Source organism: Comamonas halotolerans (assembly GCF_030162935.1).
Classification (GTDB): domain Bacteria; phylum Pseudomonadota; class Gammaproteobacteria; order Burkholderiales; family Burkholderiaceae_C; genus Comamonas; species Comamonas halotolerans.
Window position 1 is genome coordinate 28,641 of record NZ_JASAUZ010000007.1, and the last position, 19,190, is coordinate 47,830.

17 protein-coding genes are annotated in these 19,190 nt (G+C 58.4%); 4 read left to right on the forward strand and 13 right to left on the reverse strand.

Going from position 1 to position 19,190, the window contains the following annotated elements; all coding sequences use genetic code 11:
* Positions 1-12 precede the first annotated feature (12 nt).
* The 4 genes from QEP11_RS06030 to QEP11_RS06045 all read left to right on the forward strand — a co-directional run bounded on the left by QEP11_RS06030 (position 13) and on the right by QEP11_RS06045 (position 4,339).
* Positions 13-933 carry a DUF6999 family protein gene (locus QEP11_RS06030; protein ID WP_284335743.1) on the forward strand — a complete coding sequence of 307 codons (921 nt, stop codon included), beginning with the start codon at positions 13-15 and terminating at the stop codon, positions 931-933.
* A 451-nt stretch (positions 934-1,384) separates the two neighbouring features.
* Positions 1,385-1,885, forward strand: coding sequence for a MarR family winged helix-turn-helix transcriptional regulator (locus QEP11_RS06035; RefSeq protein ID WP_284335744.1), 501 nt, complete (start codon positions 1,385-1,387; stop codon positions 1,883-1,885).
* Positions 1,886-1,928: 43 nt separating this feature from the next.
* Complete coding sequence (locus QEP11_RS06040; RefSeq protein ID WP_284335745.1) at positions 1,929-3,134, forward strand: MFS transporter; 1,206 nt, start codon at positions 1,929-1,931, stop codon at positions 3,132-3,134.
* A gap of 2 nt (positions 3,135-3,136) precedes the next feature.
* Positions 3,137-4,339: a Bcr/CflA family efflux MFS transporter gene (locus tag QEP11_RS06045; RefSeq protein WP_284335746.1), complete on the forward strand. Its 1,203-nt coding sequence runs from the start codon at positions 3,137-3,139 to the stop codon at positions 4,337-4,339.
* Here the strand turns inward: QEP11_RS06045 and QEP11_RS06050 are convergent.
* The 13 genes from QEP11_RS06050 to QEP11_RS06110 form a co-directional block, all read right to left on the reverse strand.
* The gene (locus QEP11_RS06050; protein ID WP_284335747.1) at positions 4,336-5,580 is read right to left on the reverse strand and encodes an MFS transporter; all 1,245 of its coding nucleotides are present in this window, start codon (positions 5,578-5,580) and stop codon (positions 4,336-4,338) included. The two genes, QEP11_RS06045 and QEP11_RS06050, sit on opposite strands and share 4 nt — an antisense overlap.
* 183 nt (positions 5,581-5,763) lie before the next feature.
* Positions 5,764-6,177, reverse strand: a complete 414-nt coding sequence (locus tag QEP11_RS06055) for a hypothetical protein (protein WP_284335748.1) — start codon at positions 6,175-6,177, stop codon at positions 5,764-5,766.
* Positions 6,178-6,321: 144 nt separating this feature from the next.
* A complete protein-coding gene (locus QEP11_RS06060) occupies positions 6,322-6,909 on the reverse strand; it encodes a biotin transporter BioY (protein ID WP_284335749.1) in 588 nt (195 codons plus the stop codon).
* A 271-nt stretch (positions 6,910-7,180) separates the two neighbouring features.
* Positions 7,181-8,152, reverse strand: a complete 972-nt coding sequence (locus QEP11_RS06065; RefSeq protein ID WP_284335750.1) for an alpha/beta hydrolase — start codon at positions 8,150-8,152, stop codon at positions 7,181-7,183.
* 58 nt (positions 8,153-8,210) lie between these two features.
* On the reverse strand, positions 8,211-9,167 hold the full coding sequence (locus QEP11_RS06070; RefSeq protein ID WP_284335783.1) for a class I SAM-dependent methyltransferase: 957 nt from the start codon (positions 9,165-9,167) through the stop codon (positions 8,211-8,213).
* A gap of 46 nt (positions 9,168-9,213) precedes the next feature.
* Positions 9,214-9,900: a carbonic anhydrase gene (locus QEP11_RS06075; RefSeq protein ID WP_284335751.1), complete on the reverse strand. Its 687-nt coding sequence runs from the start codon at positions 9,898-9,900 to the stop codon at positions 9,214-9,216.
* A gap of 27 nt (positions 9,901-9,927) precedes the next feature.
* Positions 9,928-10,773, reverse strand: coding sequence for a peptidylprolyl isomerase (locus tag QEP11_RS06080; protein ID WP_284335752.1), 846 nt, complete (start codon positions 10,771-10,773; stop codon positions 9,928-9,930).
* A 16-nt stretch (positions 10,774-10,789) separates the two neighbouring features.
* A complete protein-coding gene (narI, locus tag QEP11_RS06085) occupies positions 10,790-11,527 on the reverse strand; it encodes a respiratory nitrate reductase subunit gamma (RefSeq protein WP_284335753.1) in 738 nt (245 codons plus the stop codon).
* Positions 11,524-12,225, reverse strand: coding sequence for a nitrate reductase molybdenum cofactor assembly chaperone (gene narJ / locus QEP11_RS06090; protein ID WP_284335754.1), 702 nt, complete (start codon positions 12,223-12,225; stop codon positions 11,524-11,526). The genes narI and narJ overlap by 4 nt, the downstream gene beginning before the upstream one ends.
* Before the next feature lie 35 nt (positions 12,226-12,260).
* A complete protein-coding gene (gene narH, locus QEP11_RS06095) occupies positions 12,261-13,784 on the reverse strand; it encodes a nitrate reductase subunit beta (RefSeq protein ID WP_284335755.1) in 1,524 nt (507 codons plus the stop codon).
* 23 nt (positions 13,785-13,807) lie between these two features.
* Positions 13,808-17,596: a nitrate reductase subunit alpha gene (locus QEP11_RS06100; RefSeq protein ID WP_284335756.1), complete on the reverse strand. Its 3,789-nt coding sequence runs from the start codon at positions 17,594-17,596 to the stop codon at positions 13,808-13,810.
* A 21-nt stretch (positions 17,597-17,617) separates the two neighbouring features.
* Positions 17,618-17,746 carry a hypothetical protein gene (locus tag QEP11_RS06105; RefSeq protein WP_284335757.1) on the reverse strand — a complete coding sequence of 43 codons (129 nt, stop codon included), beginning with the start codon at positions 17,744-17,746 and terminating at the stop codon, positions 17,618-17,620.
* Positions 17,740-19,185 carry an MFS transporter gene (locus QEP11_RS06110; protein ID WP_284335758.1) on the reverse strand — a complete coding sequence of 482 codons (1,446 nt, stop codon included), beginning with the start codon at positions 19,183-19,185 and terminating at the stop codon, positions 17,740-17,742. The genes QEP11_RS06105 and QEP11_RS06110 overlap by 7 nt, the downstream gene beginning before the upstream one ends.
* Between the last annotated feature and the right edge of the window lie 5 nt (positions 19,186-19,190).

Sequence of the window (19,190 nt, forward strand, 5' to 3'; positions counted from 1 at the left end):
GAGGAGGTGTGGATGGACAAGCACAAGGACTTCTTGGATCAGCCTTGGGATGAGCGTGACCCCAGCCCATGGCTGGCACTGTACCTGGACCAGAGCACGCCGCTGCCAGACGCGGTGAAAGCTGCGTGGTTGCGTGACTGCAGCAGCAGCTCTCGCCAATACATGCTGCCTTTTTTGCGCCCCTTGGCACGGCTGAGCATCATCCTGATCCAGATTCTCAAAGTGCTGCTGCCCAAGCGCTGGGCGCATTCGAAACTGCTGCACAAAATACTAGCATTCAGCATGAACACCTTTGTCTCTCCTGAGGCGAACTGGTTGATCATGCGCCACTTTCATCTGGGCTCGCACATCCTGGCTTTTGTGGCTGGCAATGCCCCAACGCGTGTGAGTACCACGCCTATAGAGCCCACCTGTATTGATGACATCAAGGACGAGCTGTTCCTCAAGCACGACTTGAATCTGTTCAATTTTGTCATCCGCCTCAATCACGCGCTGCGTGCGGCAGGGCAAGAGTTACAGCCTGTGGCTGCACCCGATTTTTCGATGGTGAAAGAGCCTGATTTGCGCCTGGAAGATATGCCCCGAGGCCGCTTCAACAAGCTGGACCTGCAAAGCGCGATTGAGGTTTACACCCCGGTCTACCAGTTGCTGCTGACCGACAACGACTTCTGGCGTGCCAGCAATTCTTTGCAGCTCGACGAAACCATTGCCATTTACTGCGCCAAGATTCTGGCTTCGCCTGAGCACCTGGTCATGCTTAACAACAAGCATCCGCTGGTGCCGCTGTCTACATTGCGTGCTGGTCACCGCCTGGTGTTGCACGGTTTGTCGACAGAGATGCTGCATTGCCTGCTGATGCGCATGGGCAGTGGTGAGCAAGTCGTACCTGCACAAACGCTGGCCAGAATGCACGCAATGATGCAAGCTGCTTAAAGCAAAAAAAGCCGCCTCTTTCAAGGGAGGCGGCTGAAGATACAAGCGTCAGCGCTGAGATTCACCACAGTTCTAGACGGGCAAATTCTAGGATTCTTTGTACCGTTGGGGGCGCCATGGCTGGGTTGGTTTTTTACATTACGAAATGCAAATTTTTCAGTCAATGCAGTAATTAGGCAAGGCGCACTTTTATTGCAACTGCTGGGTTTTTAGTAAAAAGCTATGCAGCTGATAGTCTTATATAAGACATTGTTTTGCGTATTTTTGTAAATGTAAGCAGTGGAAAAAATCCAACTCTTTTATAAGACTTGATGTTTTTTTGAGCAATATCGAGAGCCCTGCCTGGAAACCCTTTGGTTTGATCTGGTATTTTTTGCTTAGTCATCTAGGGTGAGAGGGGATTGTCAAGGCCGCCGTGCATGCTTTAGGCGCTTGCTGCAAAATACTTGGCATGCAAACTATTTCTGCGGAAGCTCCGCATACCAACGCGCCTGACGTCGTCCAGGCGCGTTGTCGTTTTGGACTTTTGATTGGCAGCGTTTATCGCCAATGGCGTAAGAAAGTGGACGAAAGCTTTAAAGCCCAGGGCTTGAGCGATGCAACACGTATGCCCTTGTTGATCTTGTATGCGCAAGGTGAAGCCATGTTGCAAAAAGACCTGGCGCATGCGCTGTCGCTGGACACCTCATCGCTGGTGCGTGTGCTGGCGCAGTTGCGCGATGCCAATCTGGTGCAGTGGGCCAGCAATCCAGCCGATCGACGTACCAAGTGCATTGCATTGACGCCCTCGGGAGAGAAAACTGCGGCGCTGATTTTGCAAAAAAGCCTGGAAATTGAGCAGGCCATCCTGGCGGATTTGACCGATACGGAACTGTCCGTCACGCGAGCTACCTTGCAAAAGATCGCGTGCAGCTTTGAGCGCCTGGATGAAGCCGCTGCGCGTAGCGCGTAATTGTCGTGGACACCCTAAAAACACATAACAACGGTTGTTGAAAATGAAATTCAAAGTTTCACCCTTTGTCTGGGTGAGTTTTGCCATGATCGTGGGGGTGATGGGTACGGCCCTCATCAGCCCCTTGTACGCTTTGTACAAGGAAACATGGCAGTTGCAGGCCAGTGATATCTCGCTGATCTATGTGATCTACATGGGCGGTGCGTTGTGCAGCCTGTTGTTCCTCGGGCGCCTGCCGGATCGTGCAGGTTTCAAACGTGTGATGCAGGCAGGTTTGCTGCTGGTGTTGTTGGGCACCGTGGTGAGCATGCTGGCATGGAATATGACCAGCCTGATTCTGGGGCGCATTTTGGTGGGTGTGGCATCCAGCATGTTGACGACCAGCGCTACGCTGGGTCTGTCGCAGCTGTCGCGGCCAGGCCAAATGCAGCGGGTTGCCATGATCACCGGTTTTTTGCTGGCCTTTGGTTTCGGGCTTGGCCCATTGGTTGGCGGCATCATGGGTCAATGGGCACCATACCCGCTGGTTACAACCTACATCCCTACATTGCTTCTGGGCTGCATTGGTTTCTATGCGCTCACACACCTTGCCTTGCCTGCATCGGTGCAGGCCGAGAAGCCGCAACCGCTGCATTGGCGCGATGCGCTGCCCAAGTTGACCTGGCCTCACTCCAGTGACTCGAAAGCCTTTTTACTCACGAGTGCACTTCCATTTCTGGCCTTTGGCGTTTTTGGCCTGTATGCCTCCATGTCGCCGTTGTTCCTGGACAAGTTGGTACCCTGGCATGGCCCGGTTGTCAGTGGCACCGCGATTGCAGTGATCTTGCTGGCCTCGGCTTGCGTGCAAATCCTTGCTGGCAATGTGCCGACGCACTGGTGCGGTCTGGGCGGTTTGCTGAGTCTGGCACTGAGCAATGCCTTGCTGATGCTGAACCTGTGGGCTGGCTCGGCCACCTTGTTTGCTCTGGGCGTGGCGCTGACAGCCATCGGCCACGGTATGAGCATGTTGTCAGGCATGGGCATGATCAATCGCATTGCGCGTCCTGACAATCGATCGGGGCTGCTGTCCACCTATCTGGTGATTGGGTATATCGGCAGCATGGTGCCGATGATGGCCATCGGCTGGATTGCCGACCACTGGGGGATGAACGTTGCAGTTTCCAGTTTTTGCAGCTTTGTGGTGGTGCTGGCAGTGACTGTGGCGGCGCTGTTCTTCAAACACCCCCGCATGCGTACAGCCATTCATTGATCATGTCTAGCGTTCGATCTGAGTCCGCAGCACTGAAGGTGCCGCTCTGGTTGCTGGTGCTGGTGACCCTGAGCGGCACCATGGCCATGCATATTTTTGTTCCTGCCCTGCCTGTAGCGGGTGCTGCGTTGGGTGCGGCACCGTCAGGCATGCAGCAGACAATTACTTTATACGTTTTGGGTTTGGCAGTAGGTCAGCTGATCTATGGACCGCTGTCGGACACCTTGGGTCGCCGTCCAACCTTGCTTGTCGGGCTGGGCCTGTACCTGCTTGGCAGTGTGCTGGCTTTATGCGCACCCACACTGGATTGGCTGGTGGGTGCTCGCTTGCTTCAGGCTTTGGGCGGGGCTTCAGGTATCACGCTGGGCAGGGCTATTGTGCGTGATACTTCGGCGGCAGACCGTGTGACCAAAGATTTGGCACTGCTGAATTTGCTGACGCTCGTAGGGCCGGGTCTGGGGCCTGTGGTAGGTGGCTATCTGGCAGAGCATTTCGGATGGCGTGCCATCTATCTGTTTCTGGTATTCATGGCATGTGCCATGGTGGCTTGTGCATGGCGCTTGCTGCCGGAGACGAATGTGCAGCGACGGCCTTTGTTTCTCAGCAGTATTGCAGCCGATTACCGTAGCTTGCTGACCAATCCGCGCTATGTAGCGTTTATGGTTGGCGGCGCTTGCTCCACCACGGCTTTGTATCCGTATCTGGCCACGGCGCCATATATAGTGCATGAGCAACTGGGCTTGCCTATCAGCAGCGTAGGCTGGTTTGCCGCCAGCACCATTGTTGGAGCCAGCTTGGGCACCATGACCACCCGTCGTTTGGCGGGCAAAGTGGCTACCGAGCGTTTTTTGTATGTGGGCGCCAGCATTGGCCTGTGCTTTGCCATCTTGTTCCTGCTGGTGCAGTTGTTGGGATGGATGACTGCGCCGCTGCTTTTGGGGCTGACGATTGCAATGACGTTTGGTGCTGGCTTGGCCAGCCCAGCTGCACTGTCCCGCGCGTTGTCTGCAGCGCCTGCACTGGCTGGGGCGGCAGCAGGTTTCTATGGCTTTGGCCAAATGGCAATGGGTGCCATTGGCACCAAAATAGTGGGCCTGGGCGAGGTGCCTGCAGTTGCATGTGCGCTGAGCCAGATTGCAATAACGGGGTTGGCACTGCTCAGTTACCGCTTTGCTGCTTCGCGGCCCACGCCCGGAAACGCTTAAGCTGCGGTAGCTTGTGGTTCTCGCCGCAATGTCCACGCTACCGCACTGGCCAGCAAGAGCAGCGCTGCGGCTGCGCCAAAAGCCACCCAGTGCGTGTGGTGGGTCTCATAGCCCCAACCACCAAGCCAGGCACTGATCATGGCCCCCACCTGGTGGCCCAGGTAAGCCCAGCCATAAAGAACGCCTACTTTTTTCACGCCATAAACGTCAGCCAGTATGGCGGAAGACAGCGCAATGCTTCCAGCCCATACCACGCCGCCCACAGCGGCCACACCATAAAGTTGCCAGGCACTGCCAACCAGCAGCAAACCGATAAACCCAAGGCCCCGGACACCGTAAATCACGCTCAACAGCTTGCGCCGCTCCACCTTGTCGGCAATGCGCCCCAACACCATGGTGCTAGGAATGGCGACCAGCCCAATCAGCCCGATGCCCAAGGCGCTGGTTGAGGCATCGAAACCATGGTCTTGAAGCATGGGCATGCAGTGGGTGCCCATCAGATTCATGCTGAAGCCGCAGGCAAAAAGGCCAAAAGTCACCTTCCAGAAAGTGCGGCTGCGCATGGACTCCCAGACGCTTAGCGCGGCCAGCGGTGCTGTGCGAGCTGCTGCAGGTGCACCATGGGCTGAGGGCAGTGGCGCATCTGCATTCTCGGGTGCGTTATCACGGACCACCAGCAGTGCAGTGGGCACCGTGATGAGTGCAAAGATGGCGGCAAAGCCCAGCAGCGTGTGCTGCCAGCTAAAGAATTGCAAGGCCCAGCCCAGCGCAGGCGTCATCACCGCAATGCCCGCCATGGAGCCGGTGGACAGGAAGAACAATGCCATACCGCGGCGACGATTGAACCAGCGGCTGATGACGGGGGTGAGGGCGACGGGGCTGGTCAGCGCAGCGCCCACCGACATCCATACACCAAAGCTCCAGAAGATGCCCGATGCCGTGCGCGTGTTAACGGCCCACAGGGTGGACAGCACCAGGATAGCAGTGCCTAGCAGCAGCACTTTGCGGGTACTGGTGCGCGCCACTAGCCACCCCGCCAGCGGCATGCCAAGGCCATAGCACAGCATGCCAATGGCCACAATGCTGGCCAACAGGCTGCGGCTGAATCCCAGGTCCTGCGCCATGGGCAGAAACAGTGGGCCAATGCCCAAGCGCAGACCAACGGTCAAAAGTGTCAGGATGGTGGCGGCAGCCACGATGTTCCAGCCAAAGTACCAGCTGGACGATGTTGTGCGTGTCATTGTTATCAAGCTTCCACTGAGAGTAGGGCAGCTTGTCTCCATGCCTGCCCAGGCCTGGAGCGCATCCTAAAGGCGCTTGCCTGCGATTGTTGTCACGCAAGCTATTAGGATTAATAAAATTTGATAGCGAGAGATGCTTGAAATCTCTACGCTGACGGCTGATTGGGCTGTAGGTGAAAAATATCAGGCTTCAATATGGAGCCAGGGCGTCAGCCAGCGCTGAATCATGGCACTGTCCAGAGACAAGGTGGATTCCGACACGATCAACATTTCCTGGCGGCTCGGCAGCAGAGGGTGCGGGCAGCAGTGTGCAATCGCTGAAGTGCGGTAATGATGTTCTAGCACTTGGCTTACCGCCTGGAATAGCGTGTGAAAAGGCAGACTGCGTTGATGGGTGGGAGAAGGCATGGCCTCTACCGCCTCTCCCTGCCACTGCTGCAGGAGCAAGCTTGCACAAGCACGGTCGGAGGCTGGCAGGGCCAAGGCCGCAGTGCGTGCTCGCAGTGCCAATTCACGGTCGGAAGTGGTCTCAGACCATACTGGCTGGCCGAGTGCCAAAAGGCAAGCGGCGCTCAGAACGGATAGTGTGTGTCGCATATCCAGTCAAATGTTGTGCCGATGAGTTGCCCCAGAGCGAAGACATATGCTTTCGCCAAGCTTACGCTTGGGATGTGGCTGTCACAATGCTTGTTACAAGTAATTGCACTGCGAGGGCTGTATCGCTATTTTCTGATTGAGGCACTAGCGGGAGGCCACGCCACCCAGCCGCCAGTCCGGCATGGCGCGTGCAATGCTGTGCACCACCAAGGCAGTGAGGGTGCACTTGATCAGATCACCAGGAACAAAAGCCGCGTTGGCCCATATGGCTTGGGTGAGAGGCACTTTGGCCAGCCATACCAAGCCTGCAATACCGCAGACATAGAGCACGGCAATGCAGCCGATCGCTGATGCCAAAAAAGCGCTGCATGCTGCACGCAATGGTGTGGATTTGGGCAGCAGTGCCATCAACCAGCCTGTGACAAAGGCGGCTGCAGTCCAGCCTACGAGGTAGCCGGCAGTGGGGGACATGAATACGCCAAGGCCTCCACGCCCGCCAGACAGCAAAGGCAGCCCAACGGCCACGGCGACCAGGAACACCAGCATCGCTTGCAGGCCGCGCCAAGGTCCCAGCAGGCAACCAGCCAACATCACTCCAAGAGTCTGAATGGAGATGTGCACGCCCAGTGGGAGATCAATCTTGGGGATCAGACCCATCACGCCCAACAGGGCGGCAAACAAGGCCACCAAGGCAATGGATTCGGAGTGACGGCGGGTTAAAGCATTCGTCATAGTGCACTTTCAGCAAACAAAAAAATGAAGCGAAAACCCCTAGGTGAGGCCCGCCTCAATCATTCTAGACACGCAAATTGCAGTGAAACAAGCTCTAACTTGAATTCATTTGCATTTAAATGCGCGAACTTTACTGCCTCTATCTGCGCTTAAATGTCTGCCGGAATGCCGCTGTTTTGATGTCAGTTGGCAGCGGATCACTGCCAATTCGCCATGTTGAAAAAGTGATGCTCGTAACGTGTCGCAAAAAACTTCTAAAAATCGCTAAAACTCAGGAGAGCTGACGCGCAGATGCTGTGAGTTGCTGCAACATGGCGCAGCCCGCTTCCACATATTGGCGTGCAGCAGGACTTGCGACCAGCATGCGCGCAAAGCCATGCACCATGCCATTGGCACGCTGCCATAGTACGCGTGGCCCAGAGGACAGGCCTTGGAGCTGGCGGGCAAAGTCTTCAGCCTCGTCACGCAAGATGTCGTGGCTGGCAGTTACCAGTGCGATGGGAGGCAGCAGTGGCAGCGCAGATCCGCACAAGCTGGGCGTGCGCAAAGGGTTGTCATCACTGCCCAAGGCATCCCAATACTGCGACATGGCGTGATCGGTCAGCCCAAAACCTTGGGCAAAGCTGCGCATGCTTGGGGTGTTCTGGCGAGGAAGCAGGCAAGGGTAGAACAGCAGCAGGGCACGAATGTGTGCGCTAGGGTTTTGAGGCTGTAGCACAGCCTGTGTGGCGGTGGCCAAAGCGAGATGGCCGCCTGCGCTGTCACCGCCCAGCAGTATCTGGGAATGTGCAAACGGCAAGACCCCACTCATCTGGTGCAGCCACTGCAACACGGCTTGCACATCCTCAACAGCAGCCGGGAAGGGGTTCTCAGGGGTGCGGCGGTAATGCACGCTCACAACGGTGTGGCCGGTGTAATGTGTCAAGTGCTCACACAAGTCGTCGTGTGTATCAAGGCTACCCACCATCCAGCCTCCGCCATGCAGCCAGACCAGGGTCTGGCCCGCCGCCCTGTGGCTAGGCATATAGCTGCGCACGGCAATCTCGCGGCCTTGCGCTGCGACATAGTGGTTGTGCACGGCAATGTCTGGCAGTGCTTGTGTGCGCAGCAAGCGCGCCTGCAACTCACTGAGGAGTCGGCGGCGCTGAATGTAGTTCAGCTGCGGTGTGGCAGTTTCTGCATCCAATCGTGCAAAGCGTTGCAGGCAGATGGCCAAGGCGGGGTCTATGGTTGCGTTGCTCATGGAAGGCGAGACTTTCTAGCGCTGCGAGTATCAGCACCAGCAGATGGTTATCGAATGCTTAGTTTTGCGTTGCTGCGTCCGTGGTTTCAGGCGCGCGGTACACCAGTACTTTCAGGCTGCGTTCTTCGTCCACATCGGCAAACACCTCAGGGTTGCTCACGCGCTCCACAAACTGCAGGTCCGGGGCGATTTCAGCCATCTGATTGCGCAGAAAGTCGGTGCCCAGTTCCGGGGCGTTTAGACAGAGCAAAACATGACCGCCAGGGCGCAGCAAGTCTGGCAGGCGGCGCATGAGTTTGGCGTAGTCTTTGGTCGCCACAAAGCTGCCCTTTTGGTAGCTGGGCGGGTCAATGATGATCAGATGGTAGGGGCCACCACGGTTGATCTTGCCCCAGCTGCTGAAAATATCGTGCGCCAAAAAGCTGGCGCCGCTCAAATGGTTGAGCTGGTGGTTTTGCTGCCCGACAGCCAAGGCGCCCTGGGCCATGTCCATATTCAGAACCTGCCGTGCACCAGCCTGCAGGGCTGAGACAGAAAATGCGCAGGTGTAGGCGAACAGGTTCAGTACCTTGATGCCATGGCGGTGTTCTGGGTGGTTGGCCACATGGTCATAGACCCAGCGACGTCCCTCGGCCATATCCAGAAACAGGCCGTGGTTTTGTCCGCGCAGCACATGAACACGATATTTCAAACCTGCCTCGCTCACGATGTGAGGCTCTGGCACGCTGCCCGACATCAACCGCGTTTCGGCCTTGGCGCCGGGCTGGCGCATCTGGTAGACCCAATTGAGCGGCTGGTCTTGGCCCAACTGCGCCCAGCGCGTCTGCAGGGCTTGGCCCAGCTGCGCCAAAGCGTCTTCTTCCAGAGGCTGAAAACTGGTAAGCACCAACACGGGCGGAAACGCATCCAGCAGCAGATGTTCACAACCCGGATAACGCCCGCCCCGGCCATGGAAAATGCGCGTGGCATCGGTCGGCATTTCAAACTGGGCAATGGCGTCGAGCAGGGCTTGCATGGAATTCACGGAAAACGTCAAAGGCCGAGAGTATGCGCGATTCGATTCACTTGGCGCAGGCTTGACTTGCTATGTCCTCGTGTGCAAGTTGCCTGGTATCAGGTCCCGTACTGCTGCAGGCGGCGACAGAGGCGGGCGTAAAGCTGCCGTCGCTCACGTTGAACACATACACCTGCCCTTCCTCTATCACGTAGTGCCATCCGTGCAATGAGATCCGTTCTTCCTCGACGCGCTGTCTCACCATGGGATAGCCCATGAGGCGTTCAAGCTGCAACACCACTGCGCGTTGCTCGGTGCGGCGCAGCGCTTCAGGCGTGGGCTGCACCGGCAGTACAGCGTCACGTCCCAGATCGAGCCAGCGATCAAGATGTCGTGCTTCTTCAGGCACCTCTTCATACATCGCCTTGATGCCCCCACAGTGACTGTGCCCACATACCACGATGTGGCTCACATTCAGGTTGAGCACTGCAAACTCGATCGCAGCGGCAGTGCCATGGTGACCCTGCGAGCCGTCGTAAGGAGGAACAAAGGCCCCCACGTTGCGCACCAGGAACAGCTCGCCCGGCCCGGTTCCCGTAAGCAGGTATGGAACCAGGCGCGAGTCGGAGCAGCCAATGAACAAGATATTCGGATGCTGGCCCTCATCAACCAGAGATTGAAACTGCTCGCGGTAACGAGGAAACGCGTCATGGTGAAAGCAGCGCAGGCGTTGCAGCAGATCATCGTCGGGCATGCACTCTCCCTGAAACTCAAAAGGGCATCACTGCACAAGCGGCGAATTCACCGCGTCGATATCCACGCCTTCCATGTGCGCATCACCCGCAAGCATCTGCAGATATTGGCGCACGGCGTTGGTCCAGGCCTGTTGCTGCAAGGTGCGCAGCACACTGGCACGTGCATCCTCGTATCCAACCGGCTGGCCGGTTTTGCGCTCCTGAACTTCGACGACATGCAAACCAAACCGGCTGTGTACCAGCCGCGCCAGCACGCCCACCTCGTTCGATGCGAAGATTTCTGCTGCAAATTCCGGTGCGCAATCTGTGCGGGAAAGCCAGCCCAGCTCGCCACCTTGGGCACCGCTGGGGCAGTTGGACAGCTCGCGTGCCACATCGGCAAAGCGCGTTGGCTCGTTCGCGTCTGCTGTGCGCAGCTCCAGTAGCGCTGCTTCGGCACGCTGGCGCAGCGCACCGACGTTCACCCCCGGTGTCACAGCGAACAGCACATGCCGCAGCCTGACCTGTTCGTCGCGATACAAAGGATGCGCGGCATAGTAACGCTGGCAATCCGCTTCCGTGGGCTCGGGCAAAGCCAGGTCGCGCTCCAGCATCTGCTCTATCGCTTCGGCTGCTGCCTCGCTGATGGCACCCTGCACATGCGGATGGTCCGCAGCATCGAGCAATCCGGTGCGTTGGGCATGCTGTCGCAACAGCTCCGTGCAGGCGCGTTGGCGCAACTCATCTGGATGCGGCAAAGTATCTGCTGCGTGCAGCGCCACTTCGTTGATGCGCGCTATCGGCACAACGTTATGCGGCGCAGAAACATGCTCGGAGCCACAGCCACCTGCGCTGTGGGAGCCACAATCACATGCATGATTTTCAAGAGACATGATGACCTCCATCTGCTCAAGCCGCATTGTTGTGGCGTGGCGGAGTGTTGTGATCGGCTGGCACGTTCATGCGGCGCGCGCGCACTACCTGATAGGGGCGGCGCAGATAAGCCAGCGTGGCGAACCCGCTCCACACGTGCACCAGGCGGGTGAACGGGAAGATCAGGAACAGGCTCATGCCCAGGAACATATGCGCCTTGAACACCCAGCTGGCATCGGCCAGCAACGCCACGCCACCAGAACGGAAGGTGATCAGGCGCTGCGCCCATTCAGCCAGATTCATCATCATGCCGCCGTCCAGATGCTGCGCTGAAAGCGGAATGGTCGCCAGACCAAGCACTAGTTGAATCCACAGCAGCCACAGCAGCATGATGTCGCTGGTCTTGGACGTGACCCGGATACGCGTATCGCCCAGGCGGCGCACCAGCAGCAGCGTCACTCCGATGAATGCCAGCACACCGGCGATGCCGCCCGTCACCATCGCCATCATCTGCTTCTGGCCTGCGCTGATGAAACCCTCATACATGAAGTGTGGCGTGAGCATGCCGACCGAGTGGCCGAAGAAAAGGAACAGCACGCCGATATGGAACAGATTGCTGCCCCAGCGCAGGCTGCCCTTGCGCAGAAGCTGGGATGAATCGGTCTTCCAGGTGTACTGGTCACGGTCAAAGCGCATCCAGCTGCCGATGAAAAAAACGGCCAGACACACATAGGGGTAGATGCCGAACACAAGAGTGTTGAGCCAGTCGGTCATGCTGCTTCTCCTGAGGTTTGTTTCGAAAGATCGGTCTTGCGTACGAAGTGCACAGGCTGCGGTGTTCCCGGCTTGGACTGGCCGTGCGAGCTGCAGCCAATAAAGGCTTCGGGTTCGCTCCAGGTATCGTCCAGGTCGGGCTCAGGATCGATGGCGACGGCGTGCGCCTTGGTGCCCGCAAGCTCCAGTACGGCCGCGATGACGCTGGCGTACGGGCTTTCGCGCTGCACCAGTGCGGAAAAGATGGCGTTGAGGATCTGGACCATCTCGCCGAGAAATTCCCGTGCAATCTCTGGTGGTTGCGTGGATGCAAATTCGAGCACCACCGGCAGGTGATCGGGTAGTTCGCCGGCGTTGAACTGTAGGCCTGCTTTCTCATAGGTTTGCTGCAGATCGACAAGCGCGGGACCACGTTCGCGGGAATCACCGTGGATATGTTCGAACAGGTGCAGCGAGGTCTTGTGTCCGCGATCGAAAAGATCCACGAAACGCGCCTGTGCCTCCCATTCGCCAAGCGTTGTCAAGTGTGCGCTCAGTTGCGCTATTTCATCGATGCGCTCACGGGGCAATGCCTGCTCCATGCGCAGTGCGTCAACCATTGCGGGCAGGTCGGCCAGCATCAGCGCATCAGGGTAGCCCAGCAGTCGCGAGAGCACCCGCAGCGTATAGCGCATGGTCTGAGGTGTTGTCTGGAACATGTTCTTTACTTCCTTTTCGTTGTGATGCTGTCGCTTCAGACATTGGCCCTGATGGGAATGGTGCGCTGCTTCTTGCCTCCGAACATGCTGACTTCAGACGTTCCGTCCGAGCAGCCGTTACCGAACGAGAATCCGCAGCCACCACGCAGATCGAAGGCGTTTTCCGCATACTCGCGGTGCGCTGAAGGAATCACGAAACGGTCTTCGTAGTTGGCGATTGCCATCACGTGGTACATGTCCTGCACTTCGTCTGCAGTGAGGCCCACCTGCTTGAGCACATTGATGTTTTCGATCTGGTCGACGTGCTTGCTGCGCTGATACGTGCGCATTGCCAACATGCGCTCCAGGGCCCGCACGACCGGCTTGCGGTCGCCTGCCGTCAGCAGATTGGCGAGGTACTGCACAGGAATGCGCAGTTGCGAGACGTCGGGAATCTCGCCATTGGTGCTGATGTGACCCGCGTTGGCCGCCGAGGTGATGGGCGAGAGCGGTGGCACATACCAGACCATGGGCAGCGTACGGTACTCGGGGTGCAGCGGCAGTGCCACCTTCCAGTCCACGGCCATTTGGTAGACCGGGCTTTTGCGTGCGGCTTCCATCCAGTCGTCGGGAATGCCGTCAATGCGTGCTTGCTTGATGACTTCCGGGTCGTTGGGGTCAAGGAAGATGCTCATCTGCGCTTCGTACAGATCGCGATCCTTCTCGACACTTGCCGCCTCCGCAATACGGTCGGCGTCATAGAGCATCACGCCCAGATAGCGGATGCGGCCCACACAGGTTTCCGAGCACACGGTCGGCTGGCCTGCCTCGATGCGGGGATAGCAGAAGATGCACTTCTCGGCCTTGCCGCTTTGCCAGTTGTAGTAAATTTTCTTGTAGGGGCAGCCCGAGATGCACATGCGCCAGCCGCGGCACTTGTCCTGGTCAATCAGCACAATGCCGTCTTCCTCGCGCTTGTAGATCGAGCCGGAAGGGCACGATGCCACGCATGCCGGATTCAGACAGTGCTCGCACAAGCGCGGCAGGTACATCATGAAGGTGTTCTCAAACTGGCCGTAGATGTCCTTTTGCACATCTTCGAAATTCACATCGGCACTGCGCTTGGAGAACTCGCCGCCGAGAATTTCCTCCCAGTTCGGACCCCATTCGATTTTCTGCATGCGCTGCCCGGTGATCAGGCTGCGCGGGCGTGCCGTGGGAGCCGCCTTGCTTTCCTTGGCAGATTGCAGGTGATCGTAGTCGTAGGTGAAGGGCTCGTAGTAGTCGTCAATCTGTGGCAGGTTGGGGTTGGCGAAGATGCGCATCAGCAGCTTCCACTTGCCACCCTGTCTGGGTGTGATGGAGCCGTCGGCATGGCGCGTCCAGCCACCATTCCACTTCGCCTGGTTCTCCCACTCCTTGGGATAGCCGATGCCTGGCTTGGTCTCGACGTTGTTGAACCATGCGTATTCCATGCCAGGGCGGCTGGTCCAAACGTTCTTGCAGGTGACCGAGCAAGTATGGCAACCGATGCATTTGTCGAGATTGAGCACCATGCCGATTTGCGCGCGTACTTTCATCGTATTTCTCCTTGTGCTGTCGCTCAGGCGTGGGTTGTGTGGTTGCGCTGTTCTTCGTCGAGCCAGTCGACGCGGCGCATCTTGCGCACCAGCACGAACTCGTCGCGGTTGGTGCCGATGGTTCCGTAGTAGTTGAAACCGTAGCTGTACTGCGCGTAGCCGCCGATCATGTGCGTGGGCTTGAGCACGATGCGTGTAACCGAGTTGTGGATGCCGCCGCGCGTGCCCGTGATCTCGGAGCCGGGCGTGTTGATGATCTTTTCCTGTGCGTGGTACATCATCACCATGCCCTGGTTCACGCGCTGGCTCACCACCGCACGTGCCGCAATCGCACCGTTGGTGTTGAAGAGCTCGACCCAGTCGTTGTCCTCAATACCTGCCCGCTTGGCGTCATCCTCGCTGAGCCATACGACTGGACCACCACGGTTGAGCGTGAGCATGTGCAGGTTGTCGCTGTACGTGCTGTGGATGCCCCATTTCTGGTGCGGCGTGATGAAGTTCAGCGCAATCTCGGGGTTACCGTTGGGCTTCCTGCCTTCGACTTCGTGCAGCGTTTTCAGGTGCACTGGTGGGCGGTAGCTGACAAAGCCCTCGCCGAAGTCACGCATCCACGGGTGGTCCTGATAGAACTGCTGGCGACCGGTGAGCGTGCGCCATGGGATCAGCTCGTGCACATTGGTGTAGCCTGCGTTGTAGCTGACCTTCTCGCTCTCCAGCCCGGACCATGTGGGCGAGCTGATGATCTTGCGCGGTTGCGCCTGGATGTCACGGAAGCGAATCTTCTCGTCCTCGCGATGCAGTGCCAGATGCACATGGTCGCGGCCGGTCTGTCTGGACAGCGCATCCCACGCCTTGCAGGCCACGTGGCCGTTGGTTTCGGGCGCAAGCATCATCACCACTTCGGTGGCATCGATATCGCTAACAATGCGGGGCATGCCCTTGGTGACGCCTTCTTCGCGGACGCGGCCATTGAGGTCACCAAGCTGACCCACTTCGGTCTCGGTATTCCATGCAATGCCCTTGCCGCCGTTGCCCACCTTCTCCATCAGTGGGCCAAGCGCCGTGAAGCGTTTGTACACGTTCGGGTAGTCACGCTCGACCACGGCAATTTGTGGCGCAGTTTTGCCAGGAATGAGTGCGCATTCGCCGCGCTTCCAGTCTTTGACGCCGTAGGGCTGAGCCAGCTCGGCAGCGGTGTCGTGCATGATGGGGGTGAGCACTACCTCCTTTTCTACGCCAAGGTGGCCTACGCACAGTTCGCTGAAGGCTTTGGCGAAGCCCTTGTAGATCTCCCAGTCACTGCGTGCCTGCCATGCCGGATCCACCGCTGCAGACAGTGGGTGGATGAATGGGTGCATGTCGCTGGTGTTGAGATCGTTCTTCTCGTACCAGGTGGCCGTGGGCAGCACGATGTCGGAGTACAGACAGGTGGTGCTCATGCGGAAGTCAAGCGTGACCAGCAGGTCCAGCTTGCCCTCGGGTGCATTCGCATGCCATTGCACCTCTTCGGGTTTGGCTTCCTGCGGTCCCAGATCCCTGCCTTGAACGCCGTGGGTGGTGCCCAGCAGGTGCTTGAGAAAGTACTCATGCCCCTTGCCCGATGAGCCAAGGATGTTGGAACGCCACACAAACATGTTGCGCGGCCAGTTGGCTGGGTGGTCGGGGTCTTCGCAGCTCATCTCCAGCGAGCCGGATGTCAGTCCCTCGACGACATAGGCTTTGGGGTCGATATTGGCGGACTGCGCATCGCGCACGACCTGCAGCGGGTTGGTTTTGAGCTGAGGGGCGCTTGGCAGCCACCCCATGCGCTCGGCACGCACGTTGTAGTCGATCATCGAGCCGCTGTAGTTGCTTTGATCGGCCAGCGGCGATAGCACTTCCTCCACACCCAGTTTTTCATAACGCCACTGGTCAGTGTGCGCGTAAAAGAAGCTGGTGGAGTTCTGCTGGCGCGGAGGGCGCATCCAGTCCAGGGCAAAGGCCAGCGCTGTCCAGCCGGTTTGCGGGCGCAGTTTTTCCTGGCCCACGTAGTGGGCCCAGCCACCGCCGCTTTGGCCGATGCAGCCACACAGCATCAACATGTTGATGATGCCGCGATAGTTCATATCGCAGTGGTACCAGTGGTTCATTGCCGCGCCGATGATGACCATGGATTTGCCCTGCGTCTTGTCCGCGTTGTCGGCGAACTCGCGTGCGGTGCGAATGACCTGGTCGCGTGGCACACCAGTGATCTGCTCTTGCCAGGCTGGTGTATATGGCACGTTGTCGTCATAGCCGATGGCGGCACCTTCTCCTTCGAGCCCGCGATGGATGCCGTAGTTGGCGGCCAGCAGATCGAACACGGTGGCCACCGCCACGGTGCCTTCAAGACCGTCGCCCGAAAGTTGCATGTGCGAGATGGGGACACGGCGCACCAGCACGTCGCTGTTCTGATCGTTGGCCTTGAAGTTGGGTGACTCCACACCGCCGAAATAGGGGAACGCCACATCGGCCACAGCAGCGGGCTGTGCACCGTCTTCCATCACCGAGAGCTTCAGGCGCACGTCCTTGCCTTCGCCTGCTTCCTTGGCTTCCAGGTTCCACAGACCTTGATCGGTGCGGCCATCTGTGCCCCAGCGAAATCCGATGGAGCCGTTGGGTACCACAACGCGGCCATCTTCCTCGAAGGCCACGGTCTTCCAGTCCGGATGGTTTTCCTGGCCGAGACTGGCCGCAAAGTCACTGGCGCGCACGTAGCGATCGGGCACCAGTGCCGTGCGACCGTCGGAAAGCTTTTGCTCCTTGAGTGCAACCAGCAGCGGCAGGTCGGTATACCGGCGTGCGTACTCGTCGAAGTAAGCGCTCTTTTTATCGAAGTAGAACTCCTTGAGGATCACGTGCCCCATGGCCATTGCGACTGCGGCGTCCGTGCCCTGCTGAGGGTGCATCCACAGGTCTGCCAGCTTGGCAACTTCGGAGTAATCGGGTGTGACTGCCACAACCTTTGCGCCCTTGTAGCGCACTTCGGTGAAGAAGTGGGCATCGGGCGTGCGCGTCTGCGGCACATTGGAGCCCCAGGCGATGATGTAATTGGAGTTGTACCAGTCGGCGCTTTCGGGCACATCGGTCTGCTCGCCCCAGGTCTGGGGGCTGGCGGGAGGCAAGTCGCAGTACCAGTCGTAAAAGCTCATGCACACGCCGCCGATCAGGCTGAGATAGCGGCTGCCTGCGGCATACGAGATCATCGACATGGCAGGAATTGGGGAAAAACCAATGACGCGATCCGGGCCGTGCTTCTTGATGGTGTAGATGTTGGCCGCAGCAATGATCTGGTTGACCTCGTCCCAGGTGCTGCGCACAAAACCGCCCAGGCCCCGTTGTTTTTGCCACTCGGTGCGTGCGCTCTGGTTCTCGACAATGTTGGCCCAGGCGTCCACCGGGCTGTTGGCCACGGCCAGCGCAGCGCGCCAATGCTTGAGCAGGCGCGCACGAACCATCGGGTACTTCACGCGGTTGGCACTGTACAGATACCAGCTGTAGCTGGCTCCGCGCGCGCAGCCACGCGGCTCATGGTTGGGCAGGTCGGGACGGGTGCGGGGGTAATCGGTCTGCTGGGTTTCCCAGGTAACAATGCCACCCTTGACATAAATCTTCCACGAGCACGAGCCCGTGCAGTTCACACCGTGCGTGGAGCGAACGATCTTGTCGTGTGCCCAACGATCACGGTAGGCATCTTCCCAGGTTCGGTCCTCGCCATTGGTCTGGCCGTGACCGCCGGAGAAACTCTCGGTGGGCTGTGAGAAATACGTGAGTCGGTCGAGGAAATGGCTCATCGTGGAACTCCTAACTCTTTTTCAATCAATCTTCTGTTTCTTGTTTTCTTCACCGAGCTTGGTGAAGAAAGCTGGGGCAAGAAGGTGCTTGGGCCTTCTCGCTCCGTCCTTCTCCTTGCTCCAAGGAGAAGCAATCAAACCGGTCAGCACGGCATTTCGGCGTCCTTTCGCGAGTAGTACCACCAGGTGATCACCACGCAGATTGCGTAGAAGACGGCAAAGCACCACAGCGCCAGCTCTGGCCCGCCGGTAGCGGCAATCGAGCTGCCATAGCTTTTGGGAATGAAGAAGCCGCCATAGGCGCCCAGCGCACCGGCAAAGCCCACAGCAGCCGCTCCTTCGGTGTTGCCTTCCTTGATGGCGTGGGCCTCGGCGGTCTTGTCGCCCGCCCGCACGCCACGCATCTTCTGTATGAGAAAGATCACCGGGATCATCCGAAAGGTCGAGCCGTTGCCGATGCCGGTGGTGAAGAACAGCACCAGGAACATCAGAAAGAAGCCTGTGAAGCTGCCTTCGGCAGGACCGAATGGGAAGGCGAACCCGCCCGTGCCTTTGGGCAGGAAGAACAGCACGCCCATTACAGCCAAGGTCATGACGATGAAGTTCCAGAAGGTGACCACGCCGCCTCCGATCTTGTCGGAAAGCCAGCCACCGAAGGGCCGCACAGCAGCTCCTACCAATGGGCCAAGCCAGGCATACGCCAGTGGATTGACTGCGGGGAACAGCGCTTTGATAAGCAGCGGAAAGCCTGCAGCGAAGCCAATGAACGAGCCGAATGTGCCCAGGTACAACACGCACATGATCCAGTTGTGCTTGTTCTTGAAAATGGTGGCCTGATCGGCAAAGCTGGCTTTGGCGTCGGCCAGATCATTCATGCCGAACCAGGCAAACACTGACACCAGTGCAATCCATGGCACCCAGATGAAGGCCGCGTTTTGTGCCCACAGGGTCTGCGTTTCACCAGCTTTCACGATGGTCTGCGGTTCACCGCCGAAGATGCCGAAGATGCCTGCAGTGATTACCAGCGGGCTCAGGAACTGCACCGCCGAGACGCCCAGATTGCCAAGGCCTGCATTCACGCCCAGCGCCGATCCCTTGCGCTCCTTGGGGAAAAAGAAACTGATGTTGGACATGCTGGAGCTGAAGTTGCCGCCGCCCAGTCCGCACAGCAACGCCAGGATCAGCATTGTGGGGTAGCTGGTGGTGTTGTCCTGCACTGCATAGCCGATGCCGATGGCCGGGATCAGCAGTGATGCGGTGGAGATTGCCGTCCAGCGACGTCCACCGAACACGGGGACCATGAAGGAGTAAAAAATGCGCAGCGTGGCGCCAGATAGCGCGGGCGCCGCAGCCAGCCAGAAAAGCTGGTTGGTTGAATACTTGAAGCCCATGGATGGCAGATTGACCGCCACCACACTCCAGACCTGCCAGATGCAGAATGCCAAAAATAGCGCAGGCACCGAGATCCAGAGATTGCGCTTGGCGATGGCCTCGCCTTCGCGTTCCCAGAAGGCCTTGTCCTCCGGGGTCCAGAGGGTCAGCAGGCGGCCCTTGCGGTTCGCTGCCATGTGGGTTGATGAGTTGGACATGGATA

Coding starts and splice junctions, on each gene's coding strand:
- QEP11_RS06030 (WP_284335743.1), top strand. CDS start 13: ATGGACAAGCACAAGGACTTCTTGGATCAGCCTTGGGATGAGCGTGAC.
- QEP11_RS06035 (WP_284335744.1), top strand. CDS start 1,385: ATGCAAACTATTTCTGCGGAAGCTCCGCATACCAACGCGCCTGACGTC.
- QEP11_RS06040 (WP_284335745.1), top strand. CDS start 1,929: ATGAAATTCAAAGTTTCACCCTTTGTCTGGGTGAGTTTTGCCATGATC.
- QEP11_RS06045 (WP_284335746.1), top strand. CDS start 3,137: ATGTCTAGCGTTCGATCTGAGTCCGCAGCACTGAAGGTGCCGCTCTGG.
- QEP11_RS06050 (WP_284335747.1), bottom strand. CDS start 5,580: ATGACACGCACAACATCGTCCAGCTGGTACTTTGGCTGGAACATCGTG.
- QEP11_RS06055 (WP_284335748.1), bottom strand. CDS start 6,177: ATGCGACACACACTATCCGTTCTGAGCGCCGCTTGCCTTTTGGCACTC.
- QEP11_RS06060 (WP_284335749.1), bottom strand. CDS start 6,909: ATGACGAATGCTTTAACCCGCCGTCACTCCGAATCCATTGCCTTGGTG.
- QEP11_RS06065 (WP_284335750.1), bottom strand. CDS start 8,152: ATGAGCAACGCAACCATAGACCCCGCCTTGGCCATCTGCCTGCAACGC.
- QEP11_RS06070 (WP_284335783.1), bottom strand. CDS start 9,167: ATGCAAGCCCTGCTCGACGCCATTGCCCAGTTTGAAATGCCGACCGAT.
- QEP11_RS06075 (WP_284335751.1), bottom strand. CDS start 9,900: ATGCCCGACGATGATCTGCTGCAACGCCTGCGCTGCTTTCACCATGAC.
- QEP11_RS06080 (WP_284335752.1), bottom strand. CDS start 10,773: ATGTCTCTTGAAAATCATGCATGTGATTGTGGCTCCCACAGCGCAGGT.
- narI (WP_284335753.1), bottom strand. CDS start 11,527: ATGACCGACTGGCTCAACACTCTTGTGTTCGGCATCTACCCCTATGTG.
- narJ (WP_284335754.1), bottom strand. CDS start 12,225: ATGTTCCAGACAACACCTCAGACCATGCGCTATACGCTGCGGGTGCTC.
- narH (WP_284335755.1), bottom strand. CDS start 13,784: ATGAAAGTACGCGCGCAAATCGGCATGGTGCTCAATCTCGACAAATGC.
- QEP11_RS06100 (WP_284335756.1), bottom strand. CDS start 17,596: ATGAGCCATTTCCTCGACCGACTCACGTATTTCTCACAGCCCACCGAG.
- QEP11_RS06110 (WP_284335758.1), bottom strand. CDS start 19,185: ATGTCCAACTCATCAACCCACATGGCAGCGAACCGCAAGGGCCGCCTG.